General features: G+C 67.1%; 23 protein-coding genes and 1 pseudogene. All 24 read right to left on the bottom strand.

Annotated features, from left to right (window positions below; genetic code table 11):
• The 24 genes and pseudogenes from rpsE to AOM07_RS12885 all read right to left on the bottom strand — a co-directional run bounded on the left by rpsE (position 1) and on the right by AOM07_RS12885 (position 17,414).
• Entirely contained in the window at positions 1-570 is a 570-nt protein-coding gene (gene rpsE / locus AOM07_RS13000) for a 30S ribosomal protein S5 (RefSeq protein WP_062314487.1), read from the bottom strand.
• A gap of 23 nt (positions 571-593) precedes the next feature.
• Complete coding sequence (rplR, locus tag AOM07_RS12995; RefSeq protein ID WP_062314484.1) at positions 594-965, bottom strand: 50S ribosomal protein L18; 372 nt, start codon at positions 963-965, stop codon at positions 594-596.
• 3 nt (positions 966-968) lie between these two features.
• Complete coding sequence (gene rplF, locus AOM07_RS12990; RefSeq protein ID WP_062314482.1) at positions 969-1,505, bottom strand: 50S ribosomal protein L6; 537 nt, start codon at positions 1,503-1,505, stop codon at positions 969-971.
• Positions 1,506-1,525: 20 nt separating this feature from the next.
• Complete coding sequence (gene rpsH / locus AOM07_RS12985; RefSeq protein WP_062298289.1) at positions 1,526-1,924, bottom strand: 30S ribosomal protein S8; 399 nt, start codon at positions 1,922-1,924, stop codon at positions 1,526-1,528.
• Positions 1,925-1,979: 55 nt separating this feature from the next.
• Positions 1,980-2,165, bottom strand: a complete 186-nt coding sequence (locus tag AOM07_RS12980; RefSeq protein ID WP_042213145.1) for a type Z 30S ribosomal protein S14 — start codon at positions 2,163-2,165, stop codon at positions 1,980-1,982.
• A 3-nt stretch (positions 2,166-2,168) separates the two neighbouring features.
• Complete coding sequence (gene rplE / locus AOM07_RS12975) at positions 2,169-2,729, bottom strand: 50S ribosomal protein L5 (RefSeq protein ID WP_062298287.1); 561 nt, start codon at positions 2,727-2,729, stop codon at positions 2,169-2,171.
• Positions 2,729-3,067 carry a 50S ribosomal protein L24 gene (gene rplX / locus AOM07_RS12970; protein WP_062298284.1) on the bottom strand — a complete coding sequence of 113 codons (339 nt, stop codon included), beginning with the start codon at positions 3,065-3,067 and terminating at the stop codon, positions 2,729-2,731. Before rplX ends, rplE begins: the two co-directional genes overlap by 1 nt.
• Entirely contained in the window at positions 3,067-3,438 is a 372-nt protein-coding gene (gene rplN, locus AOM07_RS12965) for a 50S ribosomal protein L14 (protein WP_062293953.1), read from the bottom strand. The genes rplX and rplN overlap by 1 nt, the downstream gene beginning before the upstream one ends.
• Positions 3,439-3,496: 58 nt before the next feature.
• Complete coding sequence (rpsQ, locus tag AOM07_RS12960; protein ID WP_042213157.1) at positions 3,497-3,784, bottom strand: 30S ribosomal protein S17; 288 nt, start codon at positions 3,782-3,784, stop codon at positions 3,497-3,499.
• An 18-nt stretch (positions 3,785-3,802) separates the two neighbouring features.
• Positions 3,803-4,033 (bottom strand): annotated as a pseudogene (gene rpmC / locus AOM07_RS12955) (50S ribosomal protein L29); the annotation flags it as partial.
• Positions 4,033-4,452: a 50S ribosomal protein L16 gene (gene rplP, locus AOM07_RS12950; protein WP_042213163.1), complete on the bottom strand. Its 420-nt coding sequence runs from the start codon at positions 4,450-4,452 to the stop codon at positions 4,033-4,035. The pseudogene rpmC and the gene rplP, both read right to left, overlap by 1 nt.
• A 2-nt stretch (positions 4,453-4,454) precedes the next feature.
• Positions 4,455-5,267 (bottom strand): 30S ribosomal protein S3, encoded by an 813-nt coding sequence (rpsC, locus tag AOM07_RS12945; protein ID WP_062314480.1) that lies wholly within the window; start codon positions 5,265-5,267, stop codon positions 4,455-4,457.
• An 11-nt stretch (positions 5,268-5,278) separates the two neighbouring features.
• Positions 5,279-5,638, bottom strand: a complete 360-nt coding sequence (rplV, locus tag AOM07_RS12940; protein ID WP_062298279.1) for a 50S ribosomal protein L22 — start codon at positions 5,636-5,638, stop codon at positions 5,279-5,281.
• 31 nt (positions 5,639-5,669) lie between these two features.
• Positions 5,670-5,948 (bottom strand): 30S ribosomal protein S19, encoded by a 279-nt coding sequence (gene rpsS, locus AOM07_RS12935; protein WP_062293970.1) that lies wholly within the window; start codon positions 5,946-5,948, stop codon positions 5,670-5,672.
• Positions 5,949-5,960: 12 nt separating this feature from the next.
• Positions 5,961-6,800, bottom strand: coding sequence for a 50S ribosomal protein L2 (gene rplB, locus AOM07_RS12930; protein ID WP_062298278.1), 840 nt, complete (start codon positions 6,798-6,800; stop codon positions 5,961-5,963).
• Positions 6,801-6,818: 18 nt separating this feature from the next.
• Positions 6,819-7,124 (bottom strand): 50S ribosomal protein L23, encoded by a 306-nt coding sequence (rplW, locus tag AOM07_RS12925; RefSeq protein WP_062293976.1) that lies wholly within the window; start codon positions 7,122-7,124, stop codon positions 6,819-6,821.
• 1 nt (position 7,125) lies between these two features.
• Positions 7,126-7,773: a 50S ribosomal protein L4 gene (rplD, locus tag AOM07_RS12920; protein WP_062314598.1), complete on the bottom strand. Its 648-nt coding sequence runs from the start codon at positions 7,771-7,773 to the stop codon at positions 7,126-7,128.
• Between the two features lie 5 nt (positions 7,774-7,778).
• Positions 7,779-8,441 (bottom strand): 50S ribosomal protein L3, encoded by a 663-nt coding sequence (gene rplC, locus AOM07_RS12915; protein WP_062314477.1) that lies wholly within the window; start codon positions 8,439-8,441, stop codon positions 7,779-7,781.
• 42 nt (positions 8,442-8,483) lie between these two features.
• Entirely contained in the window at positions 8,484-8,792 is a 309-nt protein-coding gene (gene rpsJ / locus AOM07_RS12910) for a 30S ribosomal protein S10 (protein ID WP_042213186.1), read from the bottom strand.
• 239 nt (positions 8,793-9,031) lie between these two features.
• A complete protein-coding gene (tuf, locus tag AOM07_RS12905) occupies positions 9,032-10,222 on the bottom strand; it encodes an elongation factor Tu (RefSeq protein ID WP_062314475.1) in 1,191 nt (396 codons plus the stop codon).
• 120 nt (positions 10,223-10,342) lie between these two features.
• Positions 10,343-12,457: an elongation factor G gene (gene fusA, locus AOM07_RS12900; protein WP_062314474.1), complete on the bottom strand. Its 2,115-nt coding sequence runs from the start codon at positions 12,455-12,457 to the stop codon at positions 10,343-10,345.
• A 42-nt stretch (positions 12,458-12,499) separates the two neighbouring features.
• Positions 12,500-12,970: a 30S ribosomal protein S7 gene (gene rpsG / locus AOM07_RS12895; protein ID WP_062314472.1), complete on the bottom strand. Its 471-nt coding sequence runs from the start codon at positions 12,968-12,970 to the stop codon at positions 12,500-12,502.
• Positions 12,970-13,344, bottom strand: a complete 375-nt coding sequence (rpsL, locus tag AOM07_RS12890) for a 30S ribosomal protein S12 (protein ID WP_062293987.1) — start codon at positions 13,342-13,344, stop codon at positions 12,970-12,972. Before rpsL ends, rpsG begins: the two co-directional genes overlap by 1 nt.
• A gap of 200 nt (positions 13,345-13,544) precedes the next feature.
• Entirely contained in the window at positions 13,545-17,414 is a 3,870-nt protein-coding gene (locus AOM07_RS12885; protein WP_062314469.1) for a DNA-directed RNA polymerase subunit beta', read from the bottom strand.
• Positions 17,415-17,449: the final 35 nt, after the last annotated feature.

Raw genomic sequence — 17,449 nt, 5'->3', positions numbered from 1 at the left:
CTACTTCACCCCCGCTGCCTGCGCGCGGAGCATCGCGGCCGGGGCCACGTCCTCCACCGACTTGCCACGGCGGGCGGCGACGGCCTCGGGGCGCTCGAGGCGCTTGAGGGCGTCGACGGTCGCGTGCACGATGTTGATCGCGTTGGACGAGCCGAGCGACTTGCTCAGGACGTCGTGGATGCCGGCGCACTCGAGCACCGCGCGCACCGGACCACCGGCGATCACACCGGTACCCGGCGACGCGGGACGCAGGAACACGACGCCCGCGGCGGCCTCACCCTGCACGGCGTGCGGGATGGTGCCCTGGATACGGGGGACGCGGAAGAAGTTGCGCTTGGCCTCCTCGACACCCTTCGAGATCGCGGCCGGCACCTCCTTCGCCTTGCCGTAGCCGATGCCGACGTTGCCCTCGCCGTCACCGACGACCACGAGCGCGGTGAAGCTGAAGCGACGACCGCCCTTCACGACCTTGGCGACGCGGTTGATGGTGACGACGCGCTCGACGAACTTGTTCTCCGGCTCGTTGTCGCGGCGGTTACCGCCCCGACGGCCGCTGTTGTTGTCAGCCATAATTCCTCACTCCTGGCCGCGCCCTAGAGGGCGAGGCCCGCCTCTCGGGCACCGTCGGCCACGGCCGCGACACGGCCGTGGTACTTGTTGCCGCCACGGTCGAAGACCACGGCCTCGATGCCCGCGGACTTGGCGCGCTCGGCGACCAGCTGGCCGACCTTGGACGCCTTCGCGGTCTTGTCGCCCTCCATGGCGCGGACGTCGGCCTCGAGGGTCGACGCCGAGGCCAGGGTCTTGCCGACGGTGTCGTCCACGATCTGCGCGACCATGTGGCGCGACGAGCGGGTGACGACCAGGCGGGGACGAGCAGCGGTGCCGGAGATCTTCTTGCGCAGGCGGAAGTGGCGACGCTTGCGCGAGATCGCCTTGCCCTTGCCCTTGATTGCGATACCCATGTCTTACTTACCCGTCTTTCCTGCCTTGCGGCGAACCTGCTCGCCGGCGTAGCGGACGCCCTTGCCCTTGTACGGCTCGGGCTTGCGAATCTTGCGGATGTTCGCCGCGACCTCGCCGACCTGCTGCTTGCTGATGCCGGCGACGGTGAACTTGGTGGGGCCCTCGACCGTGAAGGTGATGCCCTCCGGCGGAGTCACCACGACGGGGTGCGAGAAGCCGAGCGCGAACTCGAGGTCCGAGCCCTTGAGCGCGACGCGGTAACCCGTGCCGACGATCTCGAGCTTCTTCTCGTAGCCCGAGGTGACACCGGTCACCATGTTCGCGATGAGCGTGCGGGTGAGGCCGTGGAGCGACTTGGACACGCGCTCGTCGTTCGGGCGCTTGACCTCGAGGCCCTCGTCACCCTTCTCCACGGTGATGGGGGCGGCGACGGTGTGCGTGAGCGAGCCCTTGGGGCCCTTCACGATCACGTCGGCGCCGTCGATGGTCACGTCCACTCCGGCCGGAACCGGAACGGCGATCTTGCCAATGCGGGACATTCTCTCGTTCTCCTTTCCGGTTACCAGACGAACGCGACGACCTCGCCGCCGACGCCCTTCTTCTCGGCCTCGCGGTCCGTGAGGAGACCGGAGGAGGTGGACAGGATGGCCACGCCGAGGCCGCCGAGAACCTTCGGGAGGTTCGTGGACTTCGCGTAGACGCGAAGGCCGGGCTTCGACACACGGCGCACGCCGGCGAGCGAACGCTCGCGGTTGGGGCCGTACTTCAGCGTGAGGGTGAGGGTCTTGCCGACCTCGGCGTCCGCCGTGGCGGAGCCGGAGATGTAGCCCTCGGCCTCCAGGATCTTGGCGATGTTCGCCTTGAGCTTGGAGTGCGGCATCGACACGGTCTCGTGGTACGCCGCGTTCGCGTTGCGCAGACGCGTCAGCATGTCTGCGATGGGGTCAGTCATCGTCATGAGTCTTGAACTCTTCCTCGCCGTGGTTTCCCTAGGGGACCTGTGGCGTAGTGGTTTACCAGCTGCTCTTGGTGATGCCGGGCAGCTCACCGCGGTGAGCCATCTCGCGGAAGCACACGCGGCAGAGGCCGAACTTGCGGTACACGGAGTGCGGACGGCCGCACTTCTGGCACCGGGTGTAGGCGCGGACGGCGAACTTCTGCTTGCCGGCGGCCTTGTTCTTCAGCGCAGTCTTGGCCATGTCCTACTTCTCCTTGAACGGGAAGCCCAGCTGCTTGAGCAGCGAGCGGCCCTCGTCGTCGGTGGTGGCGGACGTCACGATGGTGATGTCCATGCCGCGCACGCGGTCGATCTTGTCCTGGTTGATCTCGTGGAACATCGACTGCTCGGTGAGACCGAAGGTGTAGTTGCCGTTGCCGTCGAACTGCTTGGGGCTGAGGCCGCGGAAGTCGCGGATGCGGGGCAGCGCGATCGAGATCAGGCGGTCCAGGAACTCCCACATGCGGTCGCCGCGCAGCGTGACGTGCGCGCCGATCGGCTGACCCTCGCGCAGCTTGAACTGCGCGATGGACTTGCGGGCCTTGGTGACCTGCGGCTTCTGGCCGGTGATCGCGGTGAGGTCGGCGATGGCGCCCTCGATGAGCTTCGAGTCCTTCGCCGCGTCACCGACACCCATGTTGACGACGACCTTCACGAGGCCGCCGACCTGGTTCACGTTCGCGTGGTCGAACTCCTCGCGGAGCTGCGCGACGATCTCGTTGCGGTACTTGTCCTTGAGGCGCGGAGCGGTGGTCGCGGTGGCCATCAGACGTCCTTACCCGAGCGCTTGGCGACACGCACGCGCACAGTGCGCTTGCGGCCGTCACGCTCGACCTCTTCCGTGCGGTAGCCCACACGGGTGCCCTTCTTGGTCTCCGGGTCCACGAGCATCACGTTCGAGATGTGGATCGCGGCCTCGACGGTCACGAGGCCACCCTCGGCGTTGTCGCGGCGGGTACCCGGCTTGATGTGCTTGGTGACACGCTGGATGCCCTCGACGACCACGCGCTCGCGCTCGGGGTCGACCGACAGCACGCGGCCCTGCTGACCGCGGTCACGGCCGGCGATGACGACGACGAGGTCGTCCTTCTTGATCTTCGCCATCAGATGACCTCCGGTGCCAGCGAGATGATCTTCATGAACTTCTTGTCACGCAGCTCGCGGCCCACGGGGCCGAAGATGCGGGTGCCGCGCGGGTCACCGTCGAGGTTCTTGAGGATCACCGCAGCGTTCTCATCGAAACGGATGTACGAACCGTCGGGACGGCGGCGCTCCTTGGTGGTGCGCACGACGACCGCCTTGACGACATCGCCCTTCTTGACGTTGCCGCCGGGGATCGCGTCCTTGACGGTGGCGACGATGATGTCGCCGATGCCGGCGTAGCGACGGTGCGAGCCACCGAGCACGCGGATGCAGAGGACTTCCTTCGCACCCGTGTTGTCGGCGACGCGAAGTCGCGACTCCTGCTGAATCATGTCTTGTCTCCTGTCGTCTGGTTCTCGCCGATTCCTCAGCGAGCCTGGTCGAACCTAGTTACTTGGCCTTCTCGACGATCTCGACCAGGCGCCACCGCTTGGAAGCGGACAGCGGGCGGGTCTCCATCACGACGACGAGGTCGCCGATGCCGGCGGTGTTGGCCTCGTCGTGGGCCTTGATCTTGCTGGTGCGGCGCATGACCTTGCCGTAGAGCGGGTGCTTGACGCGGTCCTCGATCTCCACGGTGATGGTCTTGTCCATCTTGTCCGACGTCACGTAGCCGCGGCGCGTCTTGCGGTAGGCGCGGTGCTCCTCGGTCGCCGTCGTGTGCTTCTTGGTCGACATATCTGTTCCTTAAGCCTTCGCGGAGGGCGCGGTACGGATCCCGAGCTCACGCTCACGCAGGATCGTGTAGATGCGAGCGATGTCGCGCTTGACGGCCTTGAGGCGACCGTGGTTCTCGAGCTGACCGGTGGCCGACTGGAAGCGCAGGTTGAACAGCTCCTCCTTGGCCTTCTTCAGCTCCTCCACGAGGCGCTCGTTCTCCATGGCGTCCAGCTCGGACGGCATGAGGTCCTTGGTACCGATGGCCATTAGATGTCACCACCCTCACGGGAAACGAAACGGGTCTTCATGGGCAGCTTGTGCTGCGCGCGGCGCATGGCCTCGCGGGCAAGCTCCTCCGGCACGCCGGCGAGCTCGAACATCACTCGACCCGGCTTGACGTTGGCGACCCACCACTCGGGCGAGCCCTTGCCGGAGCCCATGCGGACCTCGGCGGGCTTCTTGGTCAGGGGACGGTCCGGGTAGATGTTGATCCAGACCTTTCCGCCACGCTTGATGTGGCGGGTCATCGCGATACGGGCCGCCTCGATCTGGCGGTTGGTGACGTAGGCGGGCTCGAGAGCCTGGATGCCGAAGTCACCGAAGGCGATGGTGGTGCCACCGGTCGCGGCGCCCGAACGCTTCGGGTGGTGCTGCTTGCGGTGCTTCACTCGACGGGGGATAAGCATTGTCAGCTCTCCTTACCGGCCTCGGCCGCGGGGGCCTCGGCAGCGGGGGCCTCGGCCGCGGGGGCCTCGGACTGGCGGGGGGCGGAGTCACGACGCGGGCCGCGGTCACCGCGGTCGCCACGACCACGGCCACGCTGCGGACGGGGGGCCTTCGCCTGCTCGGCGGCCCACTCCTTCTCCGTCATGTCGCCCTTGTAGATCCACACCTTCACGCCGATCTGGCCGAAGGTGGTGCGGGCCTCGAAGAAGCCGTAGTCGATGTTCGCGCGGAGCGTGTGCAGCGGCACGCGGCCCTCGCGGTAGAACTCCGAGCGCGACATCTCGGCGCCGCCGAGACGGCCCGAGCACTGCACACGGATGCCCTTGGCACCCGCGCGGAGCGCGGACTGGATGCCCTTGCGCATGGCGCGACGGAACGACACGCGCGAGGCGAGCTGCTCCGCGATGCCCTGCGCGACGAGCTGGGCGTCGACCTCGGCGTTCTTGACCTCGAGGATGTTGAGCTGGACCTGCTTGCCCGTCAGCTTCTCGAGGTTGGCGCGAAGCTTGTCGGCCTCGGCGCCGCGGCGGCCGATGACGATGCCCGGACGCGCGGTGTGCAGGTCGACGCGAACGCGCTCACGGGTGCGCTCGATCTCGACCTTCGACACGCCGGCGCGCTCGAGGCCCTCCGACATCATCTTGCGGATCTTGACGTCCTCGTTCACGTAGTCGCGGTACCGCTCGCCCTTCTTGGTCGAGTCGGCGAACCAGCGCGAACGGTGGTCGGTCGTGATGCCCAGGCGGTAGCCGTGGGGGTTGACCTTCTGTCCCATTACTTGGCCCCTTACTTGGCAGCGACCGGGGTCGCGACGGTGACGGTGATGTGGCAGGAGCGCTTGAGGATGCGGTTGGCACGACCCTGAGCGCGCGGCTGGATGCGCTTCATGGTCGGACCCTCGTCCACGTAGATCTCCTTGATGACGAGCTCGCGCTCGTCGAAGCGCTCGCCGGCCTGGTCGGCCTTCACACGCGCGTTGGCGATCGCCGAGTCGATGAGCTTGCGCACATCGGTCGCGACGGCCTGCGGCTGGAACTTCAGCGAGGCCGAGGCCTCCACGGCGTTCTGACCACGGACCAGGTTCACGACGCGGCGAGCCTTCTGGGCGGTCACGCGGATGTACCGCGTCTGCGCCTTGGCTTCCATGTTCTAACTCCTCTTACTTCGCTCGGGCGCCTTAGCGGCGGCCCTTGCGGTCGTCCTTGACGTGGCCCTTGAACGTGCGCGTGGGGGCGAACTCGCCCAGCTTGTGGCCGACCATCGACTCGGTGACGAACACCGGGACGTGCTTGCGGCCGTCGTGCACGGCAAAGGTGTGACCCAGGAAGTCCGGCGTGATGACCGAACGACGCGACCAGGTCTTGATGACGTTCTTCGTGCCCGCATCGTTCTGGGCGTCCACCTTCTTCTGAAGGTGGTCGTCGACGAAGGGGCCCTTCTTGAGGCTACGAGGCATGTCCAGGCTCCCTTATCGCTTGTTCTTGCCAGTCTTGCGGCGACGCACGATGAGCTTGTCGCTTTCCTTGTTGGGCTTGCGGGTGCGGCCCTCGGGCTTGCCCCACGGCGAGACCGGGTGGCGACCACCGGAGGTCTTGCCCTCACCACCACCGTGCGGGTGGTCCACCGGGTTCATGACGACACCGCGGACGGTCGGGCGCTTGCCCTTCCAGCGCATGCGGCCGGCCTTGCCCCAGTTGATGTTGGACTGCTCGGCGTTGCCCACCTCGCCGACGGTCGCGCGGCAGCGCGCGTCGACGTTGCGGATCTCGCCCGACGGCATGCGCAGCTGCGCGTACGGGCCGTCCTTCGCCACGAGCTGGACCGAGGCACCGGCCGAGCGGGCGATCTTGGCGCCGCCGCCCGGCTTGAGCTCGATCGCGTGGATGACCGTACCGACGGGGATGTTGCGCAGCGGGAGGTTGTTGCCGGGCTTGATGTCGGCGCCGGCGCCGGCCTCCACGCGGTCGCCCTGACCGAGCTTCTCGGGGGCGATGATGTAGCGCTTCTCGCCGTCCGCGTAGTGCAGGAGCGCGATGCGGGCGGTGCGGTTGGGGTCGTACTCGATGTGCGCGACGGTCGCGGGCACGCCGTCCTTGTCGTGACGACGGAAGTCGATCACGCGGTAGGCACGCTTGTGACCGCCACCCTGGTGACGGGTGGTGATGCGACCGGTGTTGTTACGGCCGCCCTTCTTGTGCAGCGGGCGGACGAGCGACTTCTCGGGCTCCGAACGGGTGACCTCGACGAAGTCGGCGACGGACGAGCCACGGCGGCCCGGCGTCGTCGGCTTGTACTTGCGAATAGCCATGAGTGCTTACCTGTCCTTCTAGCCGGCCTGGCCGCTGAAGATGTCGATGCCCGCGTCGCCGGCGATGGTGACGATCGCGCGCTTGACGTCCTTGCGCTTGCCCAGGCCGAAGCGGGTGCGGCGCGCCTTGCCCTTGCGGTTGATGGTGTTCACGGACGCGACCTTGACACCGAAGATCTGCTCGATGGCGATCTTGATCTCGGTCTTGTTCGAGCGGGGGTCCACCTCGAAGGTGTACTTGCCCTCGTCCATGAGGCCGTACGTCTTCTCGGAGACGATCGGGCGGACGATGATGTCGCGGGGGTCCTTGTTCAGCGTGGTCACGTTACTTCTCCTCCGCCTCGGACTCCGTCGCGACGGCCTTCGCGGACTTGCCCGTGGCCGGGCCCGCGACGAACGCGTCGAACGCGGCGCGCGTGAAGACCGTGTCGTCGTTCACGAGCACGTCGTAGGTGTTGAGCTGGTCGACCGCGATGAGGTGCACGTCGGCGGCGTTGCGCAGCGAGAGCCAGGTGAGCTCGTCGGTGCGGTCCGTGACGACGAGCGCGCTACGGCCCGAGGTGAGGGCGGCAAGCGCCTCGAGGGCGGCCTTGGTCGAGGGGGCGTCGCCGGACACGAGGCCCTCGACGACGTGCACGCGGCCAGCGCGGGCGCGGTCGGAGAGGGCACCGCGGAGGGCGGCGGCCTTCATCTTCTTGGGGGTGCGCTGCGAGTAGTCGCGGGGCTGCGGGCCGTGGACGGTGCCACCGCCGGCGAACTGCGGCGCGCGGGTCGAACCCTGGCGGGCGCGACCGGTGCCCTTCTGCTTGTACGGCTTCTTGCCACCGCCGCGGACCTCGCCGCGGGTCTTGGTGGCGTGCGTGCCCTGACGAGCGGCAGCCAGCTGCGCCACGACCACCTGGTGGATGAGCGGCACGTTGGTGTCGACGTCGAAGATCTCTGCGGGCAGGTCGACGGTCTTGGTGTTGGCCATGGTGATCACGCGCCCTTCACGGCGGAGCGGATGAGAACGACGCCGCCCTTGTTGCCGGGAACCGCGCCCTTGACGAGCACGAGACCCTTCGCGGCGTCCACCGAGTGGACGCGCAGGTTCTGGACGGTCTTGCGGGCGTTGCCCATGCGGCCGGCCATCTTGAGGCCGCGGAAGACGCGCGAAGGCGTCGACGCGCCACCGATGGAGCCCGGCTTGCGGTGGTTGCGGTGCGCACCGTGCGAGGCGCCCACGCCGGAGAAGCCGTGGCGCTTCATGACACCGGCGGTGCCCTTGCCCTTGGTGGTGCCCGTGACGTCGACGAGCTGGCCGGCCTCGAACACCTCGGCGGTGATCTCCTGGCCGAGCGCGTACTCGGACGCGTTCGCGGTGCGGACCTCGGCGACGTGGCGGCGCGGCGTGACGCCGGCGGCCTCGAAGTGGCCCTTGAGCGGGTTGGTGACGCGGCGCGGGTCGACGGCGCCGAAGGCGAGCTGAACAGCCTCGTAGCCGTCGCGCTCGGCGTCCCGCACCTGGGTGATGACGTTGGTGTCGACCTGGATCACCGTGACGGGCACAACGCGGCCCTCGGCGTCCCACACCTGCGTCATGCCCAGCTTCGTACCGAGCAGCGCGGTGACCGCGCGCTGGGCATTGGAAGTCGTAGTCATGATGGTGGAAGTCCTAACTTCTCTGCGTACTTCTGGCGCTCGTTAGAGCTTGATCTCGATGTTGACGTCCGCGGGCAGGTCGAGACGCATGAGCGAGTCGACGGCCTTGGGCGTCGGGTCCACGATGTCGATGAGGCGCTTGTGCGTGCGCATCTCGAAGTGCTCGCGGGAGTCCTTGTACTTGTGGGGCGAACGGATCACACAGAACACGTTCTTCTCGGTCGGCAGCGGCACGGGGCCCACCACCGACGCACCGGCGCGCGTGACCGTCTCGACGATCTTGCGGGCCGAAGAGTCGATGACCTCGTGGTCGTAGCTCTTCAGCCGAATGCGGATCTTCTGTCCCGCCATGGCGTGGTCTGCCTTATCTCTCGTTACAACTATGGTCATCACCCCGACCCCCGCGCTCGGGCGTGTCGCTCATCGGCGACACACGTGCGCCTGGACATTTCTGTCGGGCCGTGGGTGAAGGTGCGGCTGCCCGCGATAGGCAACCTGAATATTGTGCCATATTCCGGACGGCTGCGCCAGCCAGAGGCACGCACGGACGCGGGGCCCGGCCCGAAGGCCGAGCCCCGCGTCACGTGGGACTACTTGACGATCTTCGTGACGGTGCCGGAACCGACGGTACGGCCACCCTCGCGGATCGCGAAGCCCTGACCCTCCTCGAGGGCGATCGGCTGGATGAGCTCGACCGACATCTCGGTGGTGTCACCCGGCATGACCATCTCGGTGCCCTCGGGCAGCGTGATGACGCCGGTCACATCCGTGGTGCGGATGTAGAACTGCGGACGGTAGTTCGTGTAGAAGGGGTTGTGGCGGCCACCCTCATCCTTGTTGAGGATGTAGACCTTGCCCTCGAACTGGGTGTGCGGCGTGGTGGTGCCGGGGGCGACCACGACCTGGCCGCGCTCGACGTCCTCGCGCTTGGTGCCGCGGAGCAGCAGACCGCAGTTCTCGCCGGCCCACGCCTCGTCCATCTGCTTGTGGAACATCTCGATGCCGGTGACGGTGGTCTTCTGCGGCTCGCGGATGCCGAGGATCTCGACCTCCGAGTTGATCTTGAGCTTGCCGCGCTCGACCTTGCCGGTGACGACGGTGCCACGACCGGTGATCGTGAAGACGTCCTCGATCGGCATGAGGAAGGGCTTGTCCATGTCGCGGACGGGCTCCGGCACGAACTCGTCGACCGCGTTCATGAGGTCCTGGACCGACTTGACCCACTTCTCGTCGCCCTCGAGCGCCTTGAGCGCCGAGACCTGGATGACGGGAGCGTTGTCGCCGTCGAAGCCCTGCGAGGAGAGGAGCTCGCGCACCTCGACCTCGACGAGCTCGAGGATCTCCTCGTCGTCGACCATGTCCGACTTGTTCAGCGCGACGAGCAGGTAGGGGACGCCCACCTGGCGCGCGAGCAGGACGTGCTCACGGGTCTGGGCCATCGGGCCGTCGGTCGCCGCGACCACGAGGATCGCGCCGTCCATCTGAGCGGCACCGGTGATCATGTTCTTGATGTAGTCCGCGTGACCCGGGGCGTCGACGTGGGCGTAGTGGCGCTTCTCGGTCTGGTACTCGATGTGCGCGATGTTGATCGTGATACCGCGCTCGCGCTCCTCGGGAGCCTTGTCGATGTCCTCGAACGGCGTGAACGGGTTGAGGTCCGGGTACTGGTCGTGCAGCACCTTCGAGATCGCAGCGGTCAGCGTCGTCTTACCGTGGTCGACGTGACCGATGGTGCCGACGTTCACGTGCGGCTTGGACCGCTCGAACTTGGCCTTAGCCATGATGGCTTCCTCCTGATTGGGTTGTGAGACTCGGGTAGAGGATTCGATTGACGATGACCGCTGCCATCGCGGGGCGTATCCCTACTGGTCGTTATTGTTCCTGATTTTCAACCGGTGGGGTTACTCGCCCCGGGTCTTCGCGATGATCTCGTCGGCCACAGCCTTCGGGACCTCCGCGTAGCTGTCGAAGACCATCGAGTAGACGGCGCGACCGGACGTCTTCGACCGGAGGTCGCCGACGTAGCCGAACATCTCCGACAGCGGCACGAGCGCGTCGACCACCTTGACGCCGGACGCGTCCGACATCTGGCGGATCTGACCGCGACGCGAGTTGATGTCGCCGATGACGTCGCCCATGTACTCCTCGGGAGTACGGACCTCGACGGCGAACATCGGCTCGAGCAGCACGGGCTTCGCCTGACGCGCGGCCTCCTTGAAGGCCATCGAGCCGGCGATCTTGAACGCCATCTCCGACGAGTCCACATCGTGGTACGCGCCGTCGAGCAGCGTCGCCTTGACGCCCACGACCGGGTAGCCGGCCTGGATGCCGAGCTGCATCGAGGCCTGGATGCCGGCGTCGACCGACGGGATGTACTCGCGAGGCACGCGACCACCGGTCACGGCGTTCTCGAACTCGTACAGGGCCTCGGAGTCGGCCTCGAGCGGCTCCAGACGGATCTGGACCTTCGCGAACTGACCCGAGCCACCCGTCTGCTTCTTGTGCGTGTAGTCGTACTTGTCGACGACCTGACGGATGGTCTCGCGGTACGCGACCTGCGGCTTGCCGACGTTCGCGTCGACCTTGAACTCGCGGCGCATGCGGTCGACCAGGATGTCGAGGTGCAGCTCGCCCATGCCGCCGATGACGGTCTGGCCGGTCTCCTCGTCCAGGCGCACGCGGAAGGTCGGGTCCTCCTCGGCGAGCTTCTGGATCGCGGTCGACAGCTTCTCCTGGTCGCCCTTGGTCTTGGGCTCGATGGCCACGTCGATGACGGGCTCCGGGAAGGTCATCGACTCCAGCACGACCTGGTGGTCCGGGTTGCACAGGGTGTCACCGGTGGTGGTGTCCTTGAGGCCGATCACGGCGTAGATGTGACCCGCCTGGATCGACTCGACCGGGTTCTCCTTGTTGGCGTGCATCTGGAAGAGCTTGCCGATGCGCTCCTTCTTGCCCTTGGTCGAGTTGATGACCTGGGCACCGGTCTCGAGGTGACCGGAGTAGACGCGCACGTAGGTGAGGCGGCCGAAGAACGGGTGCGAGACGACCTTGAACGCGAGGGCCGCGAAGGGCTCCTCGGCGTCGGCGTGACGCTCGATCTCGATCGTCTCGTCCTTGGCGTCGTGACCCTTGATGGCGGGCACGTCGGCCGGGCCGGGGAGGTAGTCGATGACCGCGTCGAGCATGGGCTGCACGCCGCGGTTCTTGAACGCCGAGCCGCACAGGACCGGGTAGATCTCGGAGGCGATCGTCATCTTGCGGATCGCGCCCTTGATCTCGGCGATCGTCAGCTCCTCGCCGCCGAGGTACTTCTCGAGCAGCTCGTCGTCCGACTCCGCGACCGTCTCGAGGAGCTCCGAGCGGTACTGCTCGGCCTTGTCCGCGAGGTCGGCGGGGATCTCGGTGGTCTCGTAGGACGCACCCATGGACACGTCGCCCTTGGCGTCGCCGGGCCACACCTTGGCGTTCATCTCGACCAGGTCGATCACGCCGAGGAAGTCGTTCTCCGCGCCGATGGGCAGCTGGATGACGAGCGGCTTCGCGCCGAGGCGCTTCACGATGGTGTCGACGGTGAAGTAGAAGTCCGCGCCCAGCTTGTCCATCTTGTTGACGAAGCAGATGCGGGGGACGTCGTACTTGTCCGCCTGGCGCCACACGTTCTCCGACTGGGGCTCCACGCCCTCCTTGCCGTCGAAGACCGCGACCGCGCCGTCGAGGACGCGCAGCGAGCGCTCGACCTCGACGGTGAAGTCCACGTGACCCGGGGTGTCGATGATGTTGATCTGGTTGTCGTTCCAGAAGCAGGTCACCGCGGCGGAGGTGATGGTGATGCCGCGCTCCTGCTCCTGCTCCATCCAGTCGGTCGTCGACGCACCGTCGTGGGTCTCACCGATCTTGTAGTTCACACCCGTGTAGAACAGGATGCGCTCGGTGGTGGTGGTCTTGCCGGCGTCGATGTGCGCCATGATGCCGATGTTGCGGACCCGCTTGAGGTCCGTCAGCACGTCCTGTGCCACGAGTGGTTCTCCTCGGTTCTTGAGCGAACGAACGTGCGCCGACTACCAGCGGTAGTGCGCGAACGCCTTGTTCGACTCGGCCATCTTGTGCATGTCCTCGCGACGCTTCACCGCGGCACCGAGGCCGTTGGACGCGTCGAGGATCTCGTTCATGAGGCGCTCGGTCATGGTCTTCTCGCGACGCTGGCGCGAGAAGTCGACGAGCCAGCGCAGCGCGAGCGTGGTCGCACGCACGGGGCGGACGTCGACGGGGACCTGGTAGGTCGCGCCACCGACGCGGCGGCTGCGGACCTCGAGGGCCGGGCGGATGTTGTCCAGCGCGCGCTTGAGCACGACGACCGGGTCCTGACCCGACTTCTCACGGACACCCTCGAGGGCGCCGTAGACGATGGCCTCCGCGGTCGACTTCTTGCCGTCGAGGAGGACCTTGTTGATGAGCTGCGTGACGACCGGCGCGCCGTAGACGGGGTCGTTGATGATCGGCCGCTTGGGGGCCGGTCCCTTGCGAGGCATTACTTCTTCTCCATCTTCGCGCCGTAGCGGCTACGAGCCTGCTTGCGGTTCTTGACACCCTGGGTGTCGAGGGAGCCGCGGATGATCTTGTAGCGGACACCGGGGAGGTCCTTCACACGACCGCCGCGCACGAGCACGATCGAGTGCTCCTGGAGGTTGTGGCCCTCACCGGGGATGTACGCCGTGACCTCGATGCCCGTCGACAGGCGGACACGGGCGACCTTGCGGAGCGCCGAGTTCGGCTTCTTGGGGGTGGTCGTGTAGACGCGCGTGCACACGCCGCGACGCTGGGGGCTCGACTGAAGAGCCGGGGTCTTGGTCTTCGAGGCCTTGGGGTGGCGGCCCTTCCTGACCAGCTGCTGAATCGTAGGCACTACTTCTCCGTGTCTCTGTGGTTCTGCGGGAACGTTTTTTCGTGTCGGCCCGACCCCCGCGCCCGGGCGTGTCGTTCCATCGGGTGTCGCACCGCGGGCGCGACTCGGGGGCCCGGCGACGCGGGCACAAGCATCTAAGATACCTGCGCTCCGCGCCGCCGTCAAAAGCGGACATCACGCCCGCCCGGCCCCGTCGGTTGTCAGTCTCGGATGTCGAACTCCTCGAGCGGCACGGCCTCGCCGGTGCCCTCGCCGAAGAACTGGCCGTCCCACTCCTCGTACCCGAAGGTCGGGAACAGGTTGGCCTTCGCCTCCTCGGTGGGCTCGACCGTCGCCGTGCGGTACTGGGCGAGGCCGGTACCAGCGGGGATGAGCTTTCCGAGGATGACGTTCTCCTTGAGGCCGAGCAGCGGGTCCGACTTGCCGGACATCGCCGCCTCGGTGAGGACGCGCGTGGTCTCCTGGAAGGAGGCCGCCGAGAGCCACGACTCCGTCGCGAGCGACGCCTTCGTGATGCCCATGAGCTCGGGACGCGCCGAGGCGGGCTTGCCGCCGGCGGTCACGGTCTCACGGTTCGCCATCTCGAAGCGGCTGCGCTCGACGAGCTCGCCCGGGAGCAGGTTCGTCTCGCCCGAGTCGAGCACGGTCACGCGACGCAGCATCTGCCGCACGATGACCTCGATGTGCTTGTCGTGGATCTCCACACCCTGCGAGCGGTACACGTTCTGAACCTCGTCCACCAGGTGCTTCTGGGTGGCACGGGGGCCGAGGATGCGGAGCACGTTCTTGGGGTCGACCGCACCGGCGACGAGCTGCTGGCCCACCTCGACGCGCTCGCCGTCCTGGACCAGGAGGCGGGAACGCTTGGTGACCGGGTACTCGACCGGCTCGTCCCCGTTGTCCGGGGTGACCACGAGGCGACGGGTCGCCTCGGAGTCGTCGACCTTGAGCGTGCCGGCGACCTCGGAGATCGGGGCCTCACCCTTGGGGGTGCGGGCCTCGAAGAGCTCCTGGACACGCGGCAGACCCTGGGTGATGTCGTCCGCCGAGGCCACACCACCGGTGTGGAACGTACGCATCGTCAGCTGGGTGCCGGGCTCACCGATCGACTGGGCCGCGATGATGCCGACGGCCTCGCCGATGTCGACGAGCTCGCGGGTCGCGAGCGAGCGGCCGTAGCAGCGCGCGCACGTGCCGACGACGGACTCGCAGGTGAGGACCGAGCGGACCTTCACCGTGTCGACGCCCGCGGCGATCAGCGTGTCGATGAGCGCATCGCCCACGTCCGAGCCCGCGGTGGCGACGATCTCGCCGTCGAGCTCCACGTCGGTGGCCAGCGTGCGGGCGAACACCGAGGTAGCGACGCGGTCGTGCATGACGCGCTCGCCGCCGGCGAGGACCTCCGCGATCGGCATGGCGAGGCCACGCTCGGTGCCGCAGTCGTCCTCGCGGACGATGACGTCCTGCGACACGTCGACCAGACGACGCGTGAGGTAGCCGGAGTCCGCGGTACGCAGCGCGGTGTCCGCGAGGCCCTTGCGGGCACCGTGGGTCGCGATGAAGTACTCGAGGACGGACAGGCCCTCACGGTAGTTCGACTTGATCGGACGCGGGATGATCTCACCCTTCGGGTTCGCCACGAGGCCGCGCATACCGGCGATCTGACGGACCTGCATCCAGTTACCACGAGCACCCGAGCCGACCATCGTGTGGACGGTGTTGTGCTTGGGGAACGACTCGCGCATGGCCTTGTCGACCTCGTTGGTCGCCTGGGTCCAGATCTCGATGAGCTCCTGACGGCGCTCGTCGTCGGTGATGAGACCGGTGTCGAACTGGTCCTGCACCTTCGCGGCCTGGGCCTCGTAGCGCTCGAGGATCTCCTGCTTGTTCGCGGGGGTCGCGACGTCGCCGATGGCGATGGTCACGCCCGAACGGGTGGCCCAGTGGAAGCCCGCCGCCTTGAGGGCGTCGAGCGAGGCGGCCACCTCGACCTTCGGGTAGCGCTCGGCGAGCGTGTTGACGATGTCGCCGAGGACCTTCTTGTCGACGTTGCGGTTGACGTACGGGTACGACACCGGCAGGAGGTCGTTGAACAGCGAGCGGCCGAGGGTGGTGGTGAGCATGAACGGCTCGCCGGCCACGTGACCCTCGGGCAGCTCGAAGTCGACCGGCGGGACGGTGTCGCCGTCGACGCGCAGCTTGATCTCCGCGTTGAGCGAGATCGCGCCGGCGTCGAACGCCATGACCGCCTCGGACTGGGTGCCGAAGACCAGGCCCTCGCCCTTCTCGCCCTCCTTGAGGAGCGAGAGGTGGTAGAGGCCGATGATCATGTCCTGCGAGGGCATGGTCACCGGGCGGCCGTCCGACGGCTTGAGGATGTTGTTGCTCGAGAGCATCAGCACGCGGGCCTCGGCCTGCGCCTCCGCCGACAGGGGCAGGTGCACGGCCATCTGGTCACCGTCGAAGTCGGCGTTGAACGCGCCGCAGACGAGCGGGTGCAGGTGGATCGCCTTGCCCTCGACCAGCTGCGGCTCGAACGCCTGGATGCCCAGACGGTGCAGCGTGGGCGCACGGTTGAGCAGCACCGGGTGCTCGCGGATGACCTCCTCGAGGACGTCCCACACCTCGGAGCGGCTGCGCTCGACCATGCGCTTCGCGGACTTGATGTTCTGCGCGTGGTTGAGCTCGACCAGGCGCTTCATGACGAAGGGCTTGAAGAGCTCGAGGGCCATCTGCTTGGGAAGGCCGCACTGGTGCAGCTTGAGGGTCGGGCCGACCACGATGACCGAACGGCCCGAGTAGTCGACGCGCTTGCCGAGCAGGTTCTGACGGAAGCGGCCCTGCTTGCCCTTGAGCATGTCCGAGATGGACTTGAGGGGGCGGTTGCCGGGGCCCGTGACCGGGCGGCCGCGACGGCCGTTGTCGAACAGCGAGTCGACGGCCTCCTGCAGCATGCGCTTCTCGTTGTTCACGATGATCTCGGGCGCGCCGAGGTCGAGCAGACGCTTGAGGCGGTTGTTGCGGTTGATGACGCGGCGGTACAGGTCGTTGAGGTCGGAGGTCGCGAAGCGGCCACCGTCCAGCTGCACCATCGGACGCAGGTCCGGCGGGATGACCGGCACGCAGTCGAGCACCATGCCCTCGGGCGAGTTGGTGGTCGTGAGGAACGCGTTGACCACCTTGAGGCGCTTGAGCGCACGGGTCTTGCGCTGGCCCTTGCCCGTGGCGATGATCTCGCGAAGCTTCTCGGCCTCGGCCTCGAGGTCGAAGGTCTGGAGGCGCTTCTGGATCGCCTCCGCACCCATCGAGCCCTTGAAGTACGAGCCGAAGCGGCGCGACATCTCGCGGTAGAGCATCTCGTCGCCCTCGAGGTCCTGGACCTTGAGGTTGGCGAAGCGGTCGAAGATGGTCTCGAGGCGCTCGATCTCGGCGTCCGCGCGCTTGCGGATGTTCGCCATCTCACGCTCGGCGCCGTCCTTGACCTTGCGCTTGACGTCGGACTTGGCGCCCTCCGCCTCGAGCTCCGCGAGGTCCTTCTCGAGCTTCTCGGCACGGTTGTTGATGTCGACGTCGCGCTGGTTCGCGATCGCCTTCTTCTCCTTCTCCATCTCGTTGCGGAGCTGGGGAAGGTCCTCGTGACGGCCGTCCTCGTCGACCTCGGTCACCATGTACGCCGCGAAGTAGATGACCTTCTCCAGGTCCTTCGGGGCGAGGTCGAGCAGGTAGCCGAGGCGCGAGGGCACGCCCTTGAAGTACCAGATGTGCGTCACCGGGGCGGCGAGCTCGATGTGGCCCATCCGCTCGCGGCGGACCTTCGAGCGGGTCACCTCGACGCCGCAGCGCTCGCAGACGATGCCGCGGTAGCGGACGCGCTTGTACTTGCCGCAGCCGCACTCCCAGTCACGGGTGGGGCCGAAGATCTTCTCGCAGAACAGGCCGTCCTTCTCCGGCTTGAGCGTGCGGTAGTTGATCGTCTCGGGCTTCTTCACCTCTCCATGCGACCAGTTGCGGATGTCCTCCGCGGTCGCAAGGCCGATGCGCAGATCGCCGAACTCGTTCACGTCGAGCAAGGTTCTACTTCCTTACTGCCGGCTGGATGCCGGCA

The sequence above is a fragment of the Demequina rhizosphaerae genome, from assembly GCF_000971255.1.
GTDB lineage: Bacteria > Actinomycetota > Actinomycetes > Actinomycetales > Demequinaceae > Demequina > Demequina rhizosphaerae.
The sequence above is the reverse complement of the archived record's forward strand: the minus strand, read 5'-3'. Positions and strand labels throughout refer to the sequence as shown.

Excerpts from the sequence above, each read along its gene's own strand:
- rpsE (WP_062314487.1), bottom strand. The coding sequence starts at position 570 with ATGGCTGACAACAACAGCGGCCGTCGGGGCGGTAACCGCCGCGACAAC.
- rplR (WP_062314484.1), bottom strand. The coding sequence starts at position 965 with ATGGGTATCGCAATCAAGGGCAAGGGCAAGGCGATCTCGCGCAAGCGT.
- rplF (WP_062314482.1), bottom strand. The coding sequence starts at position 1,505 with ATGTCCCGCATTGGCAAGATCGCCGTTCCGGTTCCGGCCGGAGTGGAC.
- rpsH (WP_062298289.1), bottom strand. The coding sequence starts at position 1,924 with ATGACGATGACTGACCCCATCGCAGACATGCTGACGCGTCTGCGCAAC.
- AOM07_RS12980 (WP_042213145.1), bottom strand. The coding sequence starts at position 2,165 with ATGGCCAAGACTGCGCTGAAGAACAAGGCCGCCGGCAAGCAGAAGTTC.
- rplE (WP_062298287.1), bottom strand. The coding sequence starts at position 2,729 with ATGGCCACCGCGACCACCGCTCCGCGCCTCAAGGACAAGTACCGCAAC.
- rplX (WP_062298284.1), bottom strand. The coding sequence starts at position 3,067 with ATGGCGAAGATCAAGAAGGACGACCTCGTCGTCGTCATCGCCGGCCGT.
- rplN (WP_062293953.1), bottom strand. The coding sequence starts at position 3,438 with ATGATTCAGCAGGAGTCGCGACTTCGCGTCGCCGACAACACGGGTGCG.
- rpsQ (WP_042213157.1), bottom strand. The coding sequence starts at position 3,784 with ATGTCGACCAAGAAGCACACGACGGCGACCGAGGAGCACCGCGCCTAC.
- rplP (WP_042213163.1), bottom strand. The coding sequence starts at position 4,452 with ATGCTTATCCCCCGTCGAGTGAAGCACCGCAAGCAGCACCACCCGAAG.
- rpsC (WP_062314480.1), bottom strand. The coding sequence starts at position 5,267 with ATGGGACAGAAGGTCAACCCCCACGGCTACCGCCTGGGCATCACGACC.
- rplV (WP_062298279.1), bottom strand. The coding sequence starts at position 5,638 with ATGGAAGCCAAGGCGCAGACGCGGTACATCCGCGTGACCGCCCAGAAG.
- rpsS (WP_062293970.1), bottom strand. The coding sequence starts at position 5,948 with ATGCCTCGTAGCCTCAAGAAGGGCCCCTTCGTCGACGACCACCTTCAG.
- rplB (WP_062298278.1), bottom strand. The coding sequence starts at position 6,800 with ATGGCTATTCGCAAGTACAAGCCGACGACGCCGGGCCGCCGTGGCTCG.
- rplD (WP_062314598.1), bottom strand. The coding sequence starts at position 7,773 with ATGGCCAACACCAAGACCGTCGACCTGCCCGCAGAGATCTTCGACGTC.
- rplC (WP_062314477.1), bottom strand. The coding sequence starts at position 8,441 with ATGACTACGACTTCCAATGCCCAGCGCGCGGTCACCGCGCTGCTCGGT.
- rpsJ (WP_042213186.1), bottom strand. The coding sequence starts at position 8,792 with ATGGCGGGACAGAAGATCCGCATTCGGCTGAAGAGCTACGACCACGAG.
- tuf (WP_062314475.1), bottom strand. The coding sequence starts at position 10,222 with ATGGCTAAGGCCAAGTTCGAGCGGTCCAAGCCGCACGTGAACGTCGGC.
- rpsG (WP_062314472.1), bottom strand. The coding sequence starts at position 12,970 with ATGCCTCGCAAGGGACCGGCCCCCAAGCGGCCGATCATCAACGACCCC.